The sequence below is a fragment of the Pseudomonas sp. A genome, from assembly GCF_056270345.1.
The window spans coordinates 1710811-1729051 of record NZ_CM149873.1; the positions used below are offsets into that span (position 1 = coordinate 1710811).

Below are 18241 nucleotides of genomic sequence, written 5' to 3' on the forward strand. Positions count from 1 at the left end.
TCAGCCTCCATTGAATGCACGGGCGATGCCGTTGGCGATGGCGATTTCCATTCGCCGCCAGTGCTCGTCCTCCAGCCATTTGGCCGTGCCCAGGGTCTCGGGCGTGGTCGGGGCACCGGGCAGCCAGCGTTCGGCCAGGGCCAGCAGCTGGCCCAGGCCGTCCTCGGTCAGTCGCTCTGCGTGGCCGAGCGCTTTTTTACGGTGACTTCCACGGTCGGGGCGTACTCCTCGACCAGGGCGCCGGCCAGCTGGATCACGGTCATCGGGTTGGCCAGCAGCGGCTTGAGCTGGTCCTTGTGCTCGGGCTTCACGGCGGTGACCAGCAGGTTGTTGGCCGGAGCGACCTTGTTGGAGGGGGTCAGGGCGTTGATGTACTTGGTCATCAGCGCCGGATCGATGGCGAAGTCCAGGGACAGGTCGCCGACTTCCAGGGTGATTTCGGTGCGTTGGGTCATGGGGTACTACTCCATTGGAATACGGGAATCGAAAAGAACGTGGCGGGCGCTGTGTTCAGCGGCCGCGCTCGTGAAACTGTTGGCAGGGAACGCAGCGGCGCATGCCGCCCAGGGCGCGGCGCGCCTCGGCGATCTCGTCGCCGCAGTCCGTGCAGTGGGTGAGGCTGGGCCCAGTCGTCACGCGTCGGCCACGGACGGCGGCGATCGCCAGATCACGCCTGAGCTGTTCCAGGGCCTGGGCGCGATCGAATGGGCACACCATCAGCTCAGGCCCTCGACCTCGGCGAAGGACAGGTACGGCACGCCGTTGATGTGGATGAAGTCCGGGCTGGTGACGTCGTACGGCAGCTTGTGCTTGGTCTTCTCGCCGCCCTTGGCGTCGATGTTGAGCAGATTGGAGATCTTGAGGCGGCAGCCGAAGGCCTCGACGCGGATCTCGTCGCTGGGGGTCTTGGCGTAGAACAACTGGTCGAAGGTCCCCAGCTGACGGAAGCTGCCGGCCTTGGCGGCGGCTTCGATGATCAGGTTGAAGTTGCTGGTGTCCACCTCCAGCTCGCCGCTGGCGGTCACGTTGCCGGCGACCCAGCCGTCAGGCACGCCCTTGGTGTGCGCCACGGCGCTGTTGTCGGTGATGTCGAGGGTTGCGCTCTCAACGTGGATCTTCAGGTCGCCCACGTTGATGTCGAAGTTCAAGCCACTGATCTTGGCCATGGGTTACTCCTGGTTGTCCTGGGAAAGGTCCAGCGCGATGTTCGCGGTGATGTCCTTGGGGCAGTTGTGCGGGCGGATGCGAATGAACACTTCCACCTGGGTGTGGCTTTTCCAGACGATGACCAGGTCGCCGTCGCGCGGCGGCTGGATTTCGCCGGGGAACACTTCGCCGGCGAATTTCACCGCTTTGGCCATCCGTCGTAGCGGCGCCATCAGCGCGCTGGTGTTGGCGGCCATGCTGGCGGGGCTGTTGTTCAGGCGGCGGTCGCCGATGCGGCGGATCAGCAGCGGGCGGACCTGGCGGGCGGCCTTGTCGGCCAGGCGCAGGTACTCCAGGACCTGGAAGTCGCTGGCGGCGGTGTCGAGCATGTTGGCATCGCCCCAGTACACGCCCTCGTAGTCCGGGTAGGTCTGCGAAACGGAGTAGCGTGCCTTGTCCAGCTCGCTGCGCACCGCCGATGGCAGTGGCACGCCGTCCTTGTCCGCGGGCACCGCGCCCAGGCCCAGGACAGGGCCGCTGGCGACGCGCATCGGGGTATCGGCGATGCTCCAGGCGGCGTTGGCCAGGCGCCCGGCGAGCACGCCCAGGTCGTTGCCGTGCAACTGCGGCACCACCACGACGCGTGGCGCGGCGATACCGTCGGTGAGCGCCTTCTGCTCGAGCAGGTAATCCGACCAGGTCACGGTCGGCAGGATGCCGGCGGACGCGGCCAGGACGAACGAGCGCCGGCCATAGCGGGCGTTCAGCTGTTCGGCGGCGGTGTGCATGGCCAGCAGTTCCGCGCCGGCGGTCGCCGGCTTGATGATGACGATGCCTTCGACCGAGTAGCCATGTTGCTGGGCGTATTCCAGGGCGCTCGCCCAGTCGCCTTCGGCGCCGATCGGCGCGGCCAGGCAGGCCCAGCGGTCGCCGCCGTTGGCCCGGGCGGCGATCAGTTGGGTCTTCAGGTCGCTGGCGGCCACGCCCAGCTCGTTGTCCAGGTCGCTGTCCGTGTTCAGGGTCAACAGCTTGCCGACGTTCTTGGCGGCGGGGCCGATGAAGAGGAAGTAGCGCTCGATCTCGGTCACGGCACCCTGGCCGAGGTTGAGATTGTTCACGCTGATTTTACCGAGTGCCATAGGTTGCCTCGTTAGCGGGGTGATTGAAGGGGTGTGCCAGGACCTGCCGATCAGGTTGCTGGCGGGGCGGGCGTTACAGCCCGGGTAATGGGTCAGGGCAGGGGGCTGCCCGGCAGGGCGATATCGCCTTGCTCGGCGACCCACAGGTCGTAGGGTTGGAATGACCAGGTCTTGCCGAAGACCTCGATCTCGCCGGCCGTGTCCTCGGTCAGGTAAAGCGGCTCGACGAACTCCAGGACCAGCGACACATCCAGCAAGTCGCTGCCCGGGACCTTCTGCTTGACGGCGAGGGTCGGTGCCGGCAGGGCGAACAGGTGCCGCCCGGGGTCGTTGGTTTCCAGCCAGCTGCCGGCGAGCGCCATCAGGCGCCCGGGATGACCGCTGAAGTCGTCGAAGTCGAACAGGGCGCGGTAGCGCAGGTTGCCCATGTGCAGGCCCAGTTCGGTTTGCGTCCAGGCCAGTTGCAGGTCCAGCTGCTGGGCCCAGGCGTGCAGTTGCCCGGCAGGCACCAGCTTGCGTTCGAGCAGGTAGGTGGTGAGTGCTTTCAACTGGTTCATGGGGAGGCCTCCGGACAGGGCGGGGTGGCTGAAAAATTCATCGTTGAGTGCTCGCTAAGGGGCTACCCCCAGGGCTGCGCTGTCGCGCAGGGAACCGAGTTCGCAGGGAGTACGCGCACTCTGTGGGAGCGGGTTTACCCGCGAACACCGGCGTAGCCGGTGCCAGGCTCCGCGTTGGGCTCTTCGCGGGTAAACCCGCTCCCACAGTGGTCGCGCCAGATCAGTGGGGGCTTCGAGCCTCTCTTAATTGCCGAAGCCATGCTCGGCATTCCAAAAAGCCCGCAGTGCAGGCTTTTCAGTAATGCGTTGTCGAACCGCTGGCCACGACTGGTGACGCCATGCGGTTGCACTTCGAATTGGTGACTCCGACCGCGGCCGTCTGCCCGCCGGAAAACTGATCGTGGTGCTTTACGCTGCACACCCGGGCCAGTTGCCAACCCTCTGAACAGTCGAGGCCTGTTCATCGCTGCCTGTGTCACAACCGGTTGCTGTCCGGCTCGAGACACAGATTATGCATGCGTGCATATGCAGTCAATGCATTTCTGGAAATATTTGGGCATGCAAATTTGCCGATATGCATGTCGGTCTTTACGGGCGCGGGTTGTAGGGCTTTTCTGCAGGCGAAAAAAAACCCGCCGGAGCGGGTTTTTTCAGGAGCGGGGCATCAGACGTTGAAGCGGAAGTGCATCACGTCACCGTCCTTGACGATGTAGTCCTTGCCTTCCAGGCGCCATTTACCGGCTTCCTTGGCACCGCCCTCACCCTTGAACTGGATGAAGTCGTCGTAGGCCACCACTTCGGCGCGGATGAAGCCTTTCTCGAAGTCGGTGTGGATCACGCCGGCCGCTTGCGGTGCGGTGGCGCCCACGCGCACGGTCCAGGCACGCACTTCCTGCACGCCGGCGGTGAAGTAGGTCTGCAGGTTGAGCAGCTCGTAACCGGCACGGATCACGCGGTTCAGGCCAGGCTCTTCCAGGCCCAGGGCCTCGAGGAACATGTCCTTCTCCTCGCCGTCGTCCAGCTCGGCGATCTCGGCTTCGATCTTGTTGCACACCGGTACCACCACCGCGCCTTCTTCCTCGGCGATGGCCTTGACCACGTCCAGGTGCGGGTTGTTGTCGAAGCCGTCTTCGGCGACGTTGGCGATGTACATCACCGGCTTGCTGGTCAGCAGGTGGAAGCCGCGAATCACGGCCTTCTCGTCGTCAGCCATGTTTTTCATCAGGCTGCGCGCCGGCTTGCCTTCGGTGAAGTGCGGGATCAGCTTTTCCAGGATGGCCTTCTGTGCCAGGGCGTCCTTGTCACCGCCCTTGGCGTTGCGGGCGACCTTCTGCAGTTGCTTCTCACAGCTGTCGAGGTCGGCGAAGATCAGTTCGAGGTCGATGATCTCGATGTCGCGCTTGGGGTCGACGCTGTTGGAAACGTGGATCACGTTCTCGTCTTCGAAGCAGCGCACCACGTGGGCGATGGCGTCGGTCTCGCGGATGTTGGCGAGGAACTTGTTGCCCAGGCCTTCACCCTTGGAAGCACCGGCGACCAGGCCGGCGATGTCGACGAATTCCATGGTGGTCGGCAGGATGCGGTTCGGCTTGACGATCTCGGCCAGTGCCGCCAGGCGCGCATCGGGCATCGGCACGATGCCGCTGTTCGGCTCGATGGTGCAGAAGGGGAAGTTCTCCGCCGCGATGCCGGACTTGGTCAGGGCGTTGAACAGGGTGGACTTGCCGACGTTGGGCAGGCCGACGATGCCGCAATTGAAACCCATGGGTATTCCCCTTTCGTAAAGTGTCAGGCCTTCTGGCTGTGCAGTTCGCGCATGGCCTTGGCGAAGTCGCCGGCCAGCACGTCGGGCATCACGCCGAGGGCAAAATCGATGCTGGCGTCGAGCTTCTCCTGCTCGGCGCGTGGCGCCCGGCCCAGGACGAAGTTGGAGACCAGTTTGGCGTCGCCCGGGTGGCCGATGCCGAGCCGCAGGCGGTGGAAGTCGTTCTGGTTGCCGAGCTGCGCGATGATGTCGCGCAGGCCGTTGTGCCCACCGTGGCCGCCGCCTCTCTTGAGCTTGGCGACGCCGGGAGGCAGGTCGAGTTCGTCGTGGGCCACCAGGATCGCTTCCGGCTTGATGCGGAAGAAATTGGCCAGAGCCGCCACGGACTGGCCGCTACGGTTCATGTAGGTGGTGGGGATCAACAGGCGAACATCGTTGCCCTGATGGCTGAATTTAGCCGTCAGGCCGAAATACTTTTTGTCAGCGGACAGCGAAACGCGCTGGGCGCTGGCGAGGCGTTCAACGAAAAGAGCCCCTGCGTTATGCCGGGTCTGTTCGTATTCGGGGCCGGGGTTACCCAGGCCGACGATCAACTGGATGGCGGTCACGTCAGGGGCTCTTCCTTGGAGTTGGTGGGTTACAGTGCGCGCGGCACTGTAACCCGATCAACGCCGGCGTGCGAGTGGATTACTCGGCAGCGCCTTCAGCAGCTTCAGCGGCAACGCGCGGGGCGTGGACGTTGGCAACAGCTTTGTCATCACCGTGGGCCAGAGCGACGAACTCTACGCCTTTCGGAGCTTTCAGGTCCGACAGGTGGATGATGGTGCCGACTTCGGCCTTGGCCAGGTCGACTTCGATGAACTCAGGCAGGTCCTTGGCTTCGCAGGACACTTCGATCTCGGAAACGACGTGCGAGATCTCGCCGCCTTTCTTGATCGGGGCTTCTTCGCCGACGAAGTGAACTGGAACCTTGGCGGTCAGCTTCTGGCCAGCAACGACGCGAACGAAGTCGGCGTGCATGATGAAGCCTTTGGCCGGGTGACGCTGCATGGCCTTGACCACGACGTTCTGCTTGGCGCCGTCGACGTTCAGTTCGATCACGTGGCTGAAGGCAGCTTCGTTTTCGAACAGCTTGGCGATTTCCTTGGCCACGATGGTCAGGGATTGGGCTTCTTTATCGCCACCGTAGACAACGGCAGGGATGTTCAGCGAGTGACGCAGGCGGCGGCTCGCACCTTTCCCCAGGTCAGTACGCGCTTGGGCGTTCAGAATGAAATCAGTCATTTTGTTTCTCCAAAATAGCCCCCCGAGGGCGTTTGCGACCAGCGCCAGACGGGGATGGCAAAAAAGCCCCGCCCCAACACATGCTGGGGCGGGGCGCTTCATATCAACACATGTTCCGCTTAGCGGAACATCGCGCTGATCGATTCTTCGTTGCTGATGCGGCGTACCGCTTCAGCGACAACCGGTGCGATATCCAGCTGGCGGATACGGTCACAGGCCTGAGCAGCGGCGGACAGCGGAACGGTGTTGGTCACCACCAACTCGTCCAGTACCGACTTCTCGATGTTCTCGATCGCACGGCCCGACAACACAGGGTGCGTGCAATAGGCGTAGACCTTGGCGGCACCGTGTTCTTTCAGGGCCTTGGCCGCGTGGCACAGGGTGCCGGCGGTGTCGACCATGTCGTCTACCAGGATGCAGGTGCGTCCTTCGACGTCGCCGATGATGTGCATAACCTCGGAGTGGTTAGCCTTTTCGCGGCGCTTGTCGATGATCCCGAGATCGACGCCCAGGGACTTGGCAACGGCGCGAGCACGCACCACACCACCGATGTCCGGGGAAACGATCATCAGGTTCTCGAAACGCTGGTCTTCGATGTCGTCGACCAGTACGGGCGAGCCGTAGATGTTGTCGACGGGGATATCGAAGAAACCCTGGATCTGGTCAGCGTGCAGGTCGACGGTGAGTACACGGTCGATACCCACGACAGTGAGCATGTCAGCGACGACTTTGGCGCTGATGGCTACACGTGCCGAACGCGGACGGCGGTCCTGGCGGGCGTATCCGAAGTAGGGAATCACGGCGGTGATTCGCGACGCTGAGGAGCGGCGGAAGGCATCTGCCATCACGACCAGTTCCATCAGATTGTCGTTGGTTGGAGCACAGGTGGGCTGAATGATGAAGACGTCCTTACCGCGGACATTTTCATTGATTTCAGCACTGATTTCGCCGTCGGAGAATTTACCGACAGAAACATCACCCAGTGGAATATGCAGCTGACGTACGACACGCCGAGCCAGATCGGGGTTGGCATTCCCCGTGAAGACCATCATCTTGGACACGCGCAGTACCTGAAGGCTGAGGGTAACCTGGATGAGTATAAGAAATGGCAGGGGCGGCTGGATTCGAACCAACGCATGGCAGGATCAAAACCTGCTGCCTTACCGCTTGGCGACGCCCCTGTATCTGTTGCTGCGAATTCTTATGAACTCGACTTCTTGATCAGAACTTGCAGCTTGCGATGCAACATCGAAACATTGCTTCCTTTCGCCACAAACCCTGTTTGGGTCTCTGAAAGAAGGGCCAGAACTCTATCAGCTTCGGCTTTGCTTGGGAAGGCCCCAAACACACAACTTCCAGTTCCGGTCATTCGGGCTTCGGTGAATTTACCCAGTGAAATCAGCGCATTGCGAACTTCAGGATACCGTTGCTCTACTACCGGTTGGCAGTCATTTCGACTGTTTCCCTCGGGAACGGGGCGCATCTTAAGGGGGAGGGAATCACGTGTCAACTCCGGATGCGAAAAAATTTCCGCTGTGCTGACAGACACTTGCGGCACCAGCACGACATACCAGGGTTCCTCGGGGTCGACCGGGGTCAGCTGCTCGCCGACACCCTGGGCGAAGGCCGCGTGGCCGCGGACGAACACCGGCACATCGGCGCCGAGCGACAGGCCCAGGCTTGCCAGGCGGTCTTGGTCCCAGTCCAGCTGCCACAGGTGAGCGAGCGCCAGCAGGGTGGTGGCCGCGTCCGAGCTGCCGCCGCCGATGCCGCCGCCCATGGGCAGCACCTTGTGCAGCCAGATGTCGGCGCCGAGCGGGGTGGCGGATTGTGCCTGCAGCAGGCGCGCGGCGCGGACGATCAGGTTGCTGTCGTGGGGCACGCCTTCAATTTCGGTCTGCAGGCGGATCTGGCCGTCCTCGCGCAGGGCGAAGCTCAGTTCGTCGCCGTGCTCGAGGAACTGGAACACGGTTTCCAGCTCGTGGTAGCCGTCGGCGCGGCGGCCGGTGATGTGCAGCCAGAGGTTGAGCTTGGCCGGGGCGGGCAGGGTCAGCTTGTGCATTGTCTCAGTGCCCCAGCTGGCGTGGCTGCCAGTCCTTGACCACCAGGGTCACGTCGATGTTCTCGCCGTGCAGCTTGAGGCGCTCGGGCAGCCAGTAGCCGTTCTGCTCCACGTAGCTCAGGTACTCGACCTGCCAGCCATCCTGGTGAAGGCTGGCCAGGCGGCTGTCGCCGTCGAGGGTCAGCTGGCTCTTGCTGTCCGGGGCGGGCAGGCCGCGCACCCACCAGACCAGGTGCGACACCGGCAGGCGCCAGCCCAGTTGTTCTTCCAGCAGTGCCTCGGGGTTGGCGGCCTCGTAGCGGCCCTGGTTGGCCACTTCCAGCACCACGCCGCCGGGGCGTCCGGTCAGGCGCGCCGCGCCACGACCCAGGGGGCCGGCCAGGCGGATGTCGTAGTAGTCCTGGCGTTGCAGCCAGAACAGGGTGCCGCTGCCGGAGTCGCGCGGGGCGCGGATGCCGACCTTGCCGTTGATCTGCCAGCCGTCGAGGCTGCCCAGCTGCTGTTTGTGCTCGCGCCACAGCTGCGGGTTGCCTTGGCCTTGTACGGCTTCCTTGCTGCCGAAGCCGGCGCAGCCGGCGAGCAGGGCGATGAGGGTGAAGGTGATGCAATGACGCAGGAACATGGTTTACAGGCTCTCGGATCCGGTCAGGCGCAGCAGGGTCTTGCGCAGGATGGGGCTGTCGGCCTGGGCTTCGAAGCCCTTGGCCCAGACTTGGCGGGCTTCGCGGCGCTTGCCGTTGGCCCAGAGGACTTCGCCCAGGTGGGCGGCGACTTCATGGTCGGGGAAGCGTTCGAAGGCCAGGCGCAGCTGGCGTTCGGCTTCCTCGAGGTTGCCCATGCGATAGGCCACCCAGCCCAGGCTGTCGAGCACCGCCGGGTCGTCGGGGGTGAGCTGGTGGGCCTTGTCGATCAACGTCTTGGCTTCGCTGTAGCGGGTGGTGCGGTCGGCCAGGGTGTAGCCCAGGGCGTTGAGGGCCATGGCGTTTTCCGGCTCGCGGGCAAGGATCGCGCGCAGGTCTTTCTCCATCTGCGCCAGGTCGTTGCGCTTCTCGGCGAGCATGGCGCGGGTATAGAGCAGGTTGAGGTCGTCCGGGTAGCGCTTTATCGCCTGCGCCAGCACTTGACCGGCCTGCGCCTCCTTGCCGTTGTTGCCCAGGCTTTCGGCTTCGATCAGGTACAGCTGGATGGCGTAGTCCGGCTGCGCCTCGCGGGCTTCGGCGAGTATCCGCGAGGCCTCGGCGCTGCGGCCGTTGGCGATGAGGATGTCGGCCTGGCGCAGTTGCGCCGGCAGGTAGTCCGGGCCGGGGCCGACCAGGGCGTATTCGCGCAGGGCGGCGGCCGGCTGGCTGCGCTCTTCGCGGATGCGGCCCAGGTTGAGGTGGGCGGCGTCGACGTTGGCGTCACGCTCGACCAGCTCTTGCAGGTAGCCTTCGGCTTCGTCCCAGTGTTTGGTTTCCAGGCACACCAGGGCCAGCGAGTAGCGGATTTCGTCGTCTTCGGGGTACTGCTGCAGCAGGCTTTCGAATTCGGCCTTGGCGTCGTCGATGCGGTCCTGCTCGACCAGGGTGCGGGCGTAGGTCAGGCGCAGGCGCTTGTCCTCGGGGTTGTCGCGGATTGCTCCACGCAGCAGCGGCAGGGCCTCGGGGCCACGGTCCATGGCTTGCAGCAGACGGGCGCGCAGTAGCACCGGGGCGATTTCGCCGTTCTTCGGCGGATGGGCCTCGAGCAGGTCGAGGGCCTGTTGCGGCTTGTCGTCCTGGTTCAGCAGCAGGGCCTTGCCGAATACCAGCTGGCCGTTGTCGGGGTATTTCACCAGCAGGCGGTCGAAGCTCTGCATCAGGCCGTCACGGGTGCTCTGGTCGGTCTCGGCGGCCGCCAGGGCGAGGAAATCGAAGTGGGTGTCGCCCTGGCCTTGCAGCACCTTTTCCATATAGGTCATGGAATCGTCGTAGCGTCCGGCGCGGGCCAGCTGGATGGCCGCGGCGCGCTGGGCGTCGAGGTTCTGCGGATCGTTGCGGGCCCAGATCAGGGCGGTGTCCAGGGCTGGCTCGTCGGCGCCGAGGTATTCGGCGATGCGATAGGCACGCTCGGAGACGGCCGGATCCTGGGTCTTTTCGGCCTGGTCGACGTAGTTGGCCAGGGCGATGTCGAAGCGGTTGCGCTGGCCGGCCAGCTCAGCCACCAGCAGGCTGTACAGGGTCTCCTGCTTGAACGATCCGTACACCACGGGCTTTTCCGCGCTCTTGCCGGCGTCGACGGCGGGCGACTGGGCGTCCGTCTTCGGGGCCAGGCTCTGGCAGCCTTGAAGCAGGGCGAGGGCAAGCAGCAATGCGTAGGATTTGTTCATAGAGGCTTATTAAAGAGGCTAAACCGGCGGTCGGAGCATGATGACACAAGCGTGAGGGCAAACCCACCTGCGAAGGTCGTGGTGTGAAGCGGTGCTTCGGAGTATAGGGACAATGAGCCGGGGCGGTGGTTCGCAACCACTCACGGCATCCTGCCCTTGCCCTTGCCCTTGCCCTTGCCCTTGCCCTTGCCCTTGCCCTTGCCCTTGCCCTTGCCCTTGCCGTTGCCGTTGTTTTTGCTTTTGCTTCTAAGCGCGCGGTAGTTCAGGCAACACCAATTGCGACTTCAGGAGGCCGAACGCAGGTCTTGCGGAGGGAGGTGACGGGCATGGATGCCCGTCAAGCGCTGCGCCCCAGGATGGGGCGTTCAGCGCGGTCCTCCCGGGAGCAAGACCGGAGTGAGGGGACCCCGGAGCGAAGCGTAGGGGCCGGATGAACGGAGCGGGGCGGTTTTGCCTACTTTTGCCAAGACAAAAGTAGGCCGCCGTAAGGGCGGAAAGGTGACTATGCGTCGCCATCGCCAATGAATGAGCGTATAACTTTCAAAACCCACGCTCTGAAAGTCAAAGTCAAAGTCAAAATCGGTCGGCGCGGGTTTCTACAAGTGCAAGCGCATTCATTTACGATGTCGACGCATAGTCACCTTTTCGCCCTTACGGCGAGTCACTTTTTGTCAAACGCGACAAAAAGTAACCAAAAAACGCTGCGCTCCATTCATCCGGCCCTCCGCTGCGCTCCGGGTCCCCTCACTCCGGCCTTGCTCCCGGGAGGACCGCGCTGCAGGGCCCATCCTGGGCCCCAGCGCTTGACGGGCATCCATGCCCGTCACCTCCCTTCGCAAGACCTGCGTTCGGCCTCCTGAAGTCGCGAAGGTACGGGCGGCGCCTGGGCTGGCGCAGCTGTCGCTAGCTGGGTATGGCGCTAGACTCTCGATCGGCAACGGCAACGGCAACGGCAGGGAAGGGTGATGGTGCGGGGCGATAGGCACGCACCATCGCCACAATAGCGAACGGTGGTTGTTCTAAAACCTGCGAAGTAGGACAATTATCGGCTTCACGTCCCAACCAGCGACCTTGCATGGCCTTTCTTGCACTTGGTATCAACCATAAGACTGCCTCGGTAGACGTACGCGAGCGCGTGGCGTTTACGCCCGAGCAGCTGGTCGATGCCCTGCAGCAGCTCTGCCGACTGACCGCCAGCCGCGAGGCGGCGATCCTGTCCACCTGCAACCGCAGCGAGCTTTATATAGAGCAGGACCACCTTGCCGCCGACGCCGTGCTGCAATGGCTGGCCGACTACCACCAGCTGAGCCTCGACGAACTGCGCGCCAGCGCCTATGTCCACGAGGAACATGACGCGGTCCGGCACATGATGCGCGTGGCCTCCGGCCTCGACTCGCTGGTGCTCGGCGAGCCGCAGATCCTCGGCCAGATGAAGTCAGCTTATGCCGTGGCCCGTGAGGCCGGCACCGTCGGGCCGCTGCTCGGGCGCCTGTTCCAGGCCACCTTCAGCGCCGCCAAGCAGGTGCGCACCGACACCGCCATCGGCGAGAACCCGGTGTCGGTGGCGTTCGCCGCGGTCAGCCTGGCCAGGCAGATCTTCTCCGACCTGGGCCGCAGCCAGGCACTGCTGATCGGCGCCGGCGAGACCATCACCCTGGTCGCCCGCCACCTGCACGAGCAGGGCGTGCGCCGCATCGTCGTGGCCAACCGCACCCTCGAGCGTGCCAGCATCCTCGCCGAGCAGTTCGGCGCGCATGCCGTGCTGCTCTCGGACATCCCGCAGGAACTGGCCAACAGCGACATCGTCATCAGCTCCACCGCCAGTCAACTGCCGATCCTCGGCAAGGGCGCGGTGGAAAGCGCGCTGAAGCAGCGCCGGCACAAGCCGATCTTCATGGTCGACATCGCCGTGCCGCGTGACATCGAGCCGCAGGTGGGCGAGCTGGACGACGTCTACCTCTATACCGTCGACGACCTGCATGACGTGGTCGCGGAAAACCTCAAGAGCCGCCAGGGCGCGGCCCAGGCCGCCGAAGAGCTGGTCTCGGCCGGCGCCGACGACTTCATGGTGCGCCTGCGCGAACTGGCGGCGGTGGATGTGCTCAAGGCCTACCGCCAGCAGAGCGAGCGCCTGCGCGACGAAGAACTGCAAAAGGCTCTGCGCCTGCTCGGCAACGGCGGCAACCCCGAGGATGTGCTCATGCAGCTGGCCCGGGGCCTGACCAACAAACTCTTGCACGCGCCCAGCGTGCAGCTGAAAAAGCTCTCCGCCGAAGGCCGCCTCGATGCGCTGGCCATGGCCCAGGAACTCTTCGCCCTCCACGAGGGCTCGACGGACAAATCCCCGCAATGAAAGCGTCGCTGCTGAACAAACTGGACACGCTCCAGGATCGCTTCGAGGAACTCACCGCGCTGCTTGGTGACGCCGAAGTCATTTCCGACCAGACGCGCTTTCGCGCCTACTCCCGCGAGTACGCCGAAGTCGAGCCGGTGATCGGCGCCTATAAAGACTGGCGCAAGGTCCAGGACGATCTCGAGGGCGCCCAGGCGCTGCTCAAGGATGCCGACCCCGACCTGCGCGAGATGGCTGTGGAGGAGGTGCGCGAGGCCAAGGAGCAGTTGGTGGGCCTGGAGTCGCAGCTGCAGCGCATGCTGTTGCCCAAGGATCCCAACGACGGGCGCAACGTGTTCCTGGAAATCCGCGCCGGCACCGGCGGTGACGAGGCGGCGATCTTCTCCGGCGACCTGTTCCGCATGTACTCGCGCTACGCCGAGAAACGCGGCTGGCGCCTGGAGATCCTCTCCGAGAACGAAGGCGAGCACGGCGGCTACAAGGAAATCATCGCCCGGGTCGAAGGCGACAGCGTGTACGGCAAGCTGAAGTTCGAGTCCGGCGCGCACCGTGTGCAGCGGGTCCCGGAAACCGAATCGCAAGGCCGTATCCACACCTCGGCCTGCACCGTGGCGGTATTGCCCGAGCCCGACGAGCAGGTGGCGATCGAGATCAACCCGGCCGACCTGCGCGTGGACACCTACCGCGCCTCCGGCGCCGGCGGCCAGCATGTCAACAAGACCGACTCGGCGATCCGCATCACCCACTTGCCCACCGGCATCGTGGTCGAGTGCCAGGAAGAGCGCTCGCAGCACAAGAACCGTGCCCGCGCCATGTCCTGGCTGTCGGCCAAGCTCAACGACATGCAGACCAGCGCCGCGCAGAACGCCATCGCCAGCGAGCGCAAACTGCTGGTGGGTTCAGGCGATCGCTCCGAGCGCATCCGCACCTACAACTATCCACAGGGCCGGGTCACCGACCACCGTATCAACCTCACCCTCTACTCCCTCGACGATATCCTCGCCGGCGGTGTGGACGCGGTGATCGAGCCGTTGCTGGCCGAATACCAGGCCGATCAGCTGGCCGCCCTGGGGGATTGAATGACCATCATCGCCAGCCTGCTGCGCAACGCGCAGTTGCCGGACTCGCCGACCGAACGGCTGGACGCCGAGCTGCTCCTGGCCGCGGCCCTGGGCAAGTCGCGCAGCTTCCTGCACACCTGGCCCGAGCGCATCGTCAGCAGCGAGGCGGCGCAGGTGTTCGCCAGCTACCTCGAACGGCGTCGCGCCGGTGAGCCGGTGGCCTATATCCTCGGCCAACAGGGGTTCTGGAAGCTGGACCTGGAAGTTGCGCCACACACGCTGATTCCGCGTCCGGACACCGAGCTGCTGGTGGAAACCGCCCTTGAGCTCGTGCCACCCATGCCTGCCCGAGTACTCGATCTGGGCACCGGCACCGGGGCTATCGCCCTGGCCCTGGCCAGTGAGCGTCCGGGGTGGCAGGTCACGGCGGTGGACCGTATCGACGAGGCCGTGGCCTTGGCCGAGCACAACCGCCAGCGCCTGGGCCTGGGCAATGTCCAGGTGCGCGCCAGCCATTGGTTCGACGCTCTCTCGGGTGACCGATTTGACCTGATCCTCAGCAACCCGCCCTATATTCGCGCCGCTGATCCGCACCTGGTGGCCGGTGACGTGCGCTTCGAACCCAGCAGTGCCCTGGTGGCCGGCGAAGACGGGCTGGACGACCTGCGGGTGATCGTCGCCCAGGCCCCGGCGCACCTGCTGCCCGGAGGTTGGCTGCTGCTCGAGCACGGCTATGACCAGGCGCCCGCCGTACGCGACCTGCTGGCGGCGGCCGGCTTCATCGACGTCGCCAGCCGCGTCGACCTGGGCGGCCACGAACGCATCAGCCTGGGGCGCCTGCCATGCTGAGCGACCAGGAGCTGTTGCGCTACAGCCGGCAGATCCTCCTGTCGCAGGTGGATATCGACGGCCAGTTGCGCCTGAAACACGGCAAGGCCCTGGTGATAGGCCTGGGCGGGCTGGGCTCGCCGGTGGCGCTGTACCTCGCCGCGGCGGGTGTCGGTGAGCTGCACCTGGCCGATTTCGACACCGTCGACCTGACCAACCTGCAACGCCAGGTGATCCACGACAGCGACAGCGTCGGCATGAGCAAGGTCGATTCGGCCATCAAGCGTCTGCGGGCGATCAACCCGGAAATCAGCCTGGTCGCCCATCGCCGGGCGCTGGATGAGGATTCGCTGGCCGCCGCGGTGGCGGCGGTCGATGTAGTGCTCGACTGCTCCGACAACTTCGGCACCCGCGAGGCGGTCAATGCCGCCTGTGTGGCTGCGGGCAAGCCGTTGGTCAGCGGTGCGGCGATCCGCCTCGAGGGCCAGTTGTCGGTGTTCGACACCCGCCGCGATACCAGCCCCTGCTACCACTGCCTGTATGGCCATGGCAGCGAGGCCGAGCTGACCTGCAGCGAGGCCGGTGTGATCGGTCCGCTGGTGGGGCTGGTCGGCAGCCTGCAGGCACTGGAAGCGCTGAAGTTGCTGGTCGGTTTCGGCGAGCCGCTGGTCGGCCGCCTGCTGCTGATCGACGCCCTGAGTACCCGCATGCGCGAGCTGCGGGTCAAGCGCGACCCCGCCTGCGCGGTGTGCGCGACTCGCCATGGCTGAGCGCTCGGCGCCGGTGGGCGTGATGGATTCCGGGGTCGGCGGGTTGTCGGTGCTGGCCGAGATCCAGCGCCTGCTGCCCAACGAGTCGCTGCTCTACCTGGCCGACAGTGGCCACGTGCCCTATGGCGAGAAGTCCCCGGACTACATTCGCCAGCGTCTGCGGCTGATCGCCAGGTTCTACCATGAGCAGGGCGCCAAGGCCTTGGTCCTGGCCTGTAACACGGCCACGGTGGCGGCGGTGGCCGACCTGCGCGAGCTCTATCCGGACTGGCCGCTGGTGGGCATGGAGCCTGCGGTCAAGCCGGCGGCCGCGGCAACCCGCTCCGGCGTGGTCGGTGTGCTGGCCACCACCGGTACCCTGCAGAGCGCCAAGTTCGCTGCCTTGCTTGACCGCTTCGCCAACGATGTGCGGGTGATTACTCAGCCGTGCCCTGGGCTGGTGGAGCGTATCGAGGCAGGGGATCTGGTCAGCGAGCAACTGCGCCAGTTGCTGTCGGGCTATGTAAAACCTTTGCTGGCGGCCGGTTGCGACACCCTGATCCTGGGCTGCACCCACTACCCGTTCCTGCGGCCCATGCTGGCCGAGATGGTGCCGGCGGATGTGGCGATCATCGACACCGGCGCTGCCGTGGCGCGCCAACTGCAACGCCTGCTGGGCGCTCGCGGGCTGCTCAGTGACGGACCGGCGCGGACGACTGCGTTCTGGAGCAGCGGCGAGCCGGACAACTTGCAGAATGTCCTGCCGCTATTGTGGAACCAGTCCGGCAGCGTGCAGCGCTTCCTGCCATGAAACGCAGGTTCAACTGCTTTTCGGCAGCGGCCACAGTTCGCCTGGGTTGAGCACCTCCAGTACCAGCTCGGGTTGGCGCTCATCCAGGCGCGCCAGCAACTCCTGCGCTGCGCTTTGCGCCGTCCAGGCCTCCGGAATGGCCTGTACCGAGGTCACCGGGGTCTTCAGCGACTGAGGCGCCACCACGGTCAGGTCGATGCCTAGTGTGCTCAGGGTGTTGCGTTGTTCGCTCAGCCATGTCGGCAGGCTGTTGCCGCCATTGAGCGGCTGGTTCGGTTCGAACAGCTGCAATGCCGAGTAGCGACTGAGAATGGCCATGACCTGCGGCCTCTGGCCCTTGGCCAACAACGGCAGCGCGGCGTTCAGGCACTGGTGCGTGGCCTGCAGGTTGCTGCTGACGATCTGCTCGAACAGGTCTGCATGCGCCATATTGTCCGGCAGATAGTCGCAGCTCCCGGCATTTACCAGCAGACAATCCAGCGCGCCCCAAGTGGCCTTAAGCCGCTGGCCGGCATCCTGCAAGGGGCCGAAAAGCCGCAGCAAGCGTGTGCCGTGACGCTCCCCCAAGGTGTCGTGTTCCTGGCTATCCCTGCCACTGGCGGCCACCGTGTGCCCTTGTGCGAGCAACTGTTCCACCAAGGCCAGGCCGAGTCCGTGGCTGGCTCCTGTAATCCAGAAACGACGTGTCATGCTCTATGCCCCCTGATCCTGCCAGCTGGTCAAGCTTTTGAAGGCTTCTAATGCGCGTTGGCGACTACTATCGAGATCGACTATCGGGCCCGAGTAATTATTAGTAGCAAATAGGTCGGCGGATTTCACGGGGTAGTGAATTGATTTATCGTCCTTTCCTTCCAGTTCAGGCAACCACCGGCGGATGAACAATCCGTTCGGATCGAAGCGCTGCGACTGTGTGATGGGGTTGAAGATCCGAAAATAGGGCACGGCGTCGGTGCCGGTCGAGGCGCTCCATTGCCAGCCACCGTTGTTGGCGGCCAGATCACCGTCTATCAGGTGACGCATGAAATGCCGTTCGCCGTGCCGCCAGTCGATCAGCAGGTTCTTGCTGAGGAACATGGCGACGATCATGCGCAGGCGGTTGTGCATCCAGCCGGTGTGCAGCAACTGGCGCATGGCGGCATCGATGATGGGGAAGCCGGTGCGGCCGTCCTTCCAGGCCTGCAGGTCGGCGGGCGCGTCGCGCCAGGGCAGTGCTTCTGTATGCAGGCGGAAGGCGCGGTGCCGGGAGACCCGGGGGTAGCCCACCAGGGTGTGCTTGTAGAACTCGCGCCACAGCAGCTCGTTGACCCAGGTCTGCACGCCGACGCTGCCACTGTCGAACTCGCCCCGGTTGCTGGCCAGTGCCGCGTGCAGGCACTGGCGCGGCGAGACCACGCCAGCGGCGAGGTAGGGGGACAACTGGCTGGTGCCGGCCCTGGCAGGCAGGTCGCGCAGTTGTGCGTAGTCATCGATGGTTTCGTCGACGAAGCGCTGTAACCGCCGCCTGCCTTCATCCTCGCCTGCCGGCCAATGCTGGCGTAGGGCTTCGCCAGGGGGCTCGAAGCCTTCGATCTGCAGGGGGATGGCGTCGCTGCGGATCCCGAGGGCTTGCTGGCGTTTCACCGAATGGGCAAGGGGGGGCAGGCTGCGGTGCAGGTGCTCCAGGCAGACCCGCTTGAACTGGCCGAACACCTGGAAGTACTGGCCGGTGCGGGTCAGCACGCTGCCGGGCCTGAACAGCAGCTGGTCGAGGTGGCCGGTGGCGGTGATTCCGGCTTGCTGCAATGCGTCATGGGTTGCCTGGTCCCGCCGGGCCTCGTTGATGCCGTATTCGTCGTTCCAGTGCACGGCCTCGATGCCGTGCTGGCGACAGACCTCGAGCACGCTCTCCGGGACACCCGCCCAGCTGTCTGTCGTGCGAACCAGCAACGGAATGTTCAGCGCCGCCAGCGACTGTTGCAGCAATCGCAGGTTGCGCAGCCAGAAATCGACCTTGCACGGCGCATCGTCGTGGGCCTGCCACTGGCCGGGGCTGGCGATCCAGAGGGCCACGGTCGGGCCACGCTGGCAGGCGGCCGCGAGGGCGGTGTTGTCATCGATGCGCAGGTCGCTGCGCAGCCAGATCAATTGCATGGGTTGCAG

Annotated in this window: 20 protein-coding genes and 1 tRNA gene; 5 read left to right on the forward strand and 16 right to left on the reverse strand. The window is 64.8% G+C overall.

Annotation, left to right across the window (positions count from 1 at the left end):
* From AC0MAZ_RS07790 to AC0MAZ_RS07855, 14 genes are all read right to left on the reverse strand, one after another.
* On the reverse strand, positions 1-147 hold the full coding sequence (locus tag AC0MAZ_RS07790) for a DUF6890 family protein (protein ID WP_408005667.1): 147 nt from the start codon (positions 145-147) through the stop codon (positions 1-3).
* A gap of 20 nt (positions 148-167) precedes the next feature.
* The gene (locus AC0MAZ_RS07795) at positions 168-455 is read right to left on the reverse strand and encodes a putative phage tail assembly chaperone (protein WP_050703720.1); all 288 of its coding nucleotides are present in this window, start codon (positions 453-455) and stop codon (positions 168-170) included.
* A 55-nt stretch (positions 456-510) separates the two neighbouring features.
* Positions 511-717 carry a TraR/DksA family transcriptional regulator gene (locus AC0MAZ_RS07800; RefSeq protein WP_475860822.1) on the reverse strand — a complete coding sequence of 69 codons (207 nt, stop codon included), beginning with the start codon at positions 715-717 and terminating at the stop codon, positions 511-513.
* Positions 717-1166: a phage protein gene (locus tag AC0MAZ_RS07805; protein WP_475860823.1), complete on the reverse strand. Its 450-nt coding sequence runs from the start codon at positions 1164-1166 to the stop codon at positions 717-719. The genes AC0MAZ_RS07800 and AC0MAZ_RS07805 overlap by 1 nt, the downstream gene beginning before the upstream one ends.
* Positions 1167-1169: 3 nt before the next feature.
* A complete protein-coding gene (locus AC0MAZ_RS07810; protein ID WP_475860824.1) occupies positions 1170-2285 on the reverse strand; it encodes a DUF2586 domain-containing protein in 1116 nt (371 codons plus the stop codon).
* A 92-nt stretch (positions 2286-2377) separates the two neighbouring features.
* Positions 2378-2842, reverse strand: a complete 465-nt coding sequence (locus AC0MAZ_RS07815; protein ID WP_475860825.1) for a phage tail protein — start codon at positions 2840-2842, stop codon at positions 2378-2380.
* Positions 2843-3506: 664 nt separating this feature from the next.
* Positions 3507-4607, reverse strand: coding sequence for a redox-regulated ATPase YchF (gene ychF, locus AC0MAZ_RS07820; RefSeq protein WP_203648000.1), 1101 nt, complete (start codon positions 4605-4607; stop codon positions 3507-3509).
* Between the two features lie 23 nt (positions 4608-4630).
* Positions 4631-5215: an aminoacyl-tRNA hydrolase gene (gene pth, locus AC0MAZ_RS07825; RefSeq protein ID WP_023629555.1), complete on the reverse strand. Its 585-nt coding sequence runs from the start codon at positions 5213-5215 to the stop codon at positions 4631-4633.
* 79 nt (positions 5216-5294) lie between these two features.
* Positions 5295-5891 carry a 50S ribosomal protein L25/general stress protein Ctc gene (locus tag AC0MAZ_RS07830; RefSeq protein ID WP_203647999.1) on the reverse strand — a complete coding sequence of 199 codons (597 nt, stop codon included), beginning with the start codon at positions 5889-5891 and terminating at the stop codon, positions 5295-5297.
* Between the two features lie 119 nt (positions 5892-6010).
* The gene (locus AC0MAZ_RS07835) at positions 6011-6952 is read right to left on the reverse strand and encodes a ribose-phosphate pyrophosphokinase (protein WP_016391678.1); all 942 of its coding nucleotides are present in this window, start codon (positions 6950-6952) and stop codon (positions 6011-6013) included.
* Between the two features lie 45 nt (positions 6953-6997).
* Positions 6998-7072: transfer RNA gene (locus tag AC0MAZ_RS07840), tRNA-Gln, on the reverse strand.
* A 20-nt stretch (positions 7073-7092) separates the two neighbouring features.
* On the reverse strand, positions 7093-7953 hold the full coding sequence (gene ispE, locus AC0MAZ_RS07845; protein ID WP_203647998.1) for a 4-(cytidine 5'-diphospho)-2-C-methyl-D-erythritol kinase: 861 nt from the start codon (positions 7951-7953) through the stop codon (positions 7093-7095).
* A gap of 4 nt (positions 7954-7957) precedes the next feature.
* Positions 7958-8575 (reverse strand): lipoprotein insertase outer membrane protein LolB, encoded by a 618-nt coding sequence (gene lolB / locus AC0MAZ_RS07850; protein WP_028691147.1) that lies wholly within the window; start codon positions 8573-8575, stop codon positions 7958-7960.
* 3 nt (positions 8576-8578) lie between these two features.
* Positions 8579-10300: a tetratricopeptide repeat protein gene (locus AC0MAZ_RS07855; RefSeq protein WP_475860826.1), complete on the reverse strand. Its 1722-nt coding sequence runs from the start codon at positions 10298-10300 to the stop codon at positions 8579-8581.
* Between the two features lie 1075 nt (positions 10301-11375).
* Between AC0MAZ_RS07855 and hemA the strand changes: the two genes are divergently transcribed.
* Genes hemA through murI form a run of 5 tightly spaced genes read left to right on the forward strand, consistent with a single transcriptional unit; the run spans position 11376 to position 16102 of the window.
* Positions 11376-12653 carry a glutamyl-tRNA reductase gene (hemA, locus tag AC0MAZ_RS07860; protein ID WP_203647995.1) on the forward strand — a complete coding sequence of 426 codons (1278 nt, stop codon included), beginning with the start codon at positions 11376-11378 and terminating at the stop codon, positions 12651-12653.
* Positions 12650-13732, forward strand: a complete 1083-nt coding sequence (gene prfA / locus AC0MAZ_RS07865; protein WP_203647994.1) for a peptide chain release factor 1 — start codon at positions 12650-12652, stop codon at positions 13730-13732. The genes hemA and prfA overlap by 4 nt, the downstream gene beginning before the upstream one ends.
* Positions 13733-14563 (forward strand): peptide chain release factor N(5)-glutamine methyltransferase, encoded by an 831-nt coding sequence (gene prmC, locus AC0MAZ_RS07870; RefSeq protein WP_475860827.1) that lies wholly within the window; start codon positions 13733-13735, stop codon positions 14561-14563.
* Positions 14557-15312: a molybdopterin-synthase adenylyltransferase MoeB gene (locus AC0MAZ_RS07875; RefSeq protein ID WP_203647992.1), complete on the forward strand. Its 756-nt coding sequence runs from the start codon at positions 14557-14559 to the stop codon at positions 15310-15312. Before prmC ends, AC0MAZ_RS07875 begins: the two co-directional genes overlap by 7 nt.
* Positions 15305-16102, forward strand: coding sequence for a glutamate racemase (gene murI / locus AC0MAZ_RS07880; RefSeq protein WP_234560443.1), 798 nt, complete (start codon positions 15305-15307; stop codon positions 16100-16102). Before AC0MAZ_RS07875 ends, murI begins: the two co-directional genes overlap by 8 nt.
* 9 nt (positions 16103-16111) lie before the next feature.
* Here murI and AC0MAZ_RS07885 read toward each other — a convergent pair whose 3' ends face one another.
* Complete coding sequence (locus AC0MAZ_RS07885) at positions 16112-16792, reverse strand: SDR family NAD(P)-dependent oxidoreductase (protein WP_475860828.1); 681 nt, start codon at positions 16790-16792, stop codon at positions 16112-16114.
* Between the two features lie 3 nt (positions 16793-16795).
* On the reverse strand, positions 16796-18232 hold the full coding sequence (gene phrB, locus AC0MAZ_RS07890; protein WP_475860829.1) for a deoxyribodipyrimidine photo-lyase: 1437 nt from the start codon (positions 18230-18232) through the stop codon (positions 16796-16798).
* Positions 18233-18241: the final 9 nt, after the last annotated feature.

What these genes read in the sequence shown, in the direction of transcription:
- AC0MAZ_RS07830 (WP_203647999.1), bottom strand. Translation starts at nt 5,891, where the DNA reads ATGACTGATTTCATTCTGAACGCCCAAGCGCGTACTGACCTGGGGAAA.
- AC0MAZ_RS07810 (WP_475860824.1), bottom strand. Translation starts at nt 2,285, where the DNA reads ATGGCACTCGGTAAAATCAGCGTGAACAATCTCAACCTCGGCCAGGGT.
- prmC (WP_475860827.1), top strand. Translation starts at nt 13,733, where the DNA reads ATGACCATCATCGCCAGCCTGCTGCGCAACGCGCAGTTGCCGGACTCG.
- AC0MAZ_RS07875 (WP_203647992.1), top strand. Translation starts at nt 14,557, where the DNA reads ATGCTGAGCGACCAGGAGCTGTTGCGCTACAGCCGGCAGATCCTCCTG.
- AC0MAZ_RS07855 (WP_475860826.1), bottom strand. Translation starts at nt 10,300, where the DNA reads ATGAACAAATCCTACGCATTGCTGCTTGCCCTCGCCCTGCTTCAAGGC.
- AC0MAZ_RS07795 (WP_050703720.1), bottom strand. Translation starts at nt 455, where the DNA reads ATGACCCAACGCACCGAAATCACCCTGGAAGTCGGCGACCTGTCCCTG.
- ychF (WP_203648000.1), bottom strand. Translation starts at nt 4,607, where the DNA reads ATGGGTTTCAATTGCGGCATCGTCGGCCTGCCCAACGTCGGCAAGTCC.
- lolB (WP_028691147.1), bottom strand. Translation starts at nt 8,575, where the DNA reads ATGTTCCTGCGTCATTGCATCACCTTCACCCTCATCGCCCTGCTCGCC.
- AC0MAZ_RS07815 (WP_475860825.1), bottom strand. Translation starts at nt 2,842, where the DNA reads ATGAACCAGTTGAAAGCACTCACCACCTACCTGCTCGAACGCAAGCTG.
- murI (WP_234560443.1), top strand. Translation starts at nt 15,305, where the DNA reads ATGGCTGAGCGCTCGGCGCCGGTGGGCGTGATGGATTCCGGGGTCGGC.
- hemA (WP_203647995.1), top strand. Translation starts at nt 11,376, where the DNA reads ATGGCCTTTCTTGCACTTGGTATCAACCATAAGACTGCCTCGGTAGAC.
- prfA (WP_203647994.1), top strand. Translation starts at nt 12,650, where the DNA reads ATGAAAGCGTCGCTGCTGAACAAACTGGACACGCTCCAGGATCGCTTC.
- AC0MAZ_RS07800 (WP_475860822.1), bottom strand. Translation starts at nt 717, where the DNA reads ATGGTGTGCCCATTCGATCGCGCCCAGGCCCTGGAACAGCTCAGGCGT.
- phrB (WP_475860829.1), bottom strand. Translation starts at nt 18,232, where the DNA reads ATGCAATTGATCTGGCTGCGCAGCGACCTGCGCATCGATGACAACACC.
- ispE (WP_203647998.1), bottom strand. Translation starts at nt 7,953, where the DNA reads ATGCACAAGCTGACCCTGCCCGCCCCGGCCAAGCTCAACCTCTGGCTG.
- AC0MAZ_RS07805 (WP_475860823.1), bottom strand. Translation starts at nt 1,166, where the DNA reads ATGGCCAAGATCAGTGGCTTGAACTTCGACATCAACGTGGGCGACCTG.
- AC0MAZ_RS07885 (WP_475860828.1), bottom strand. Translation starts at nt 16,792, where the DNA reads ATGACACGTCGTTTCTGGATTACAGGAGCCAGCCACGGACTCGGCCTG.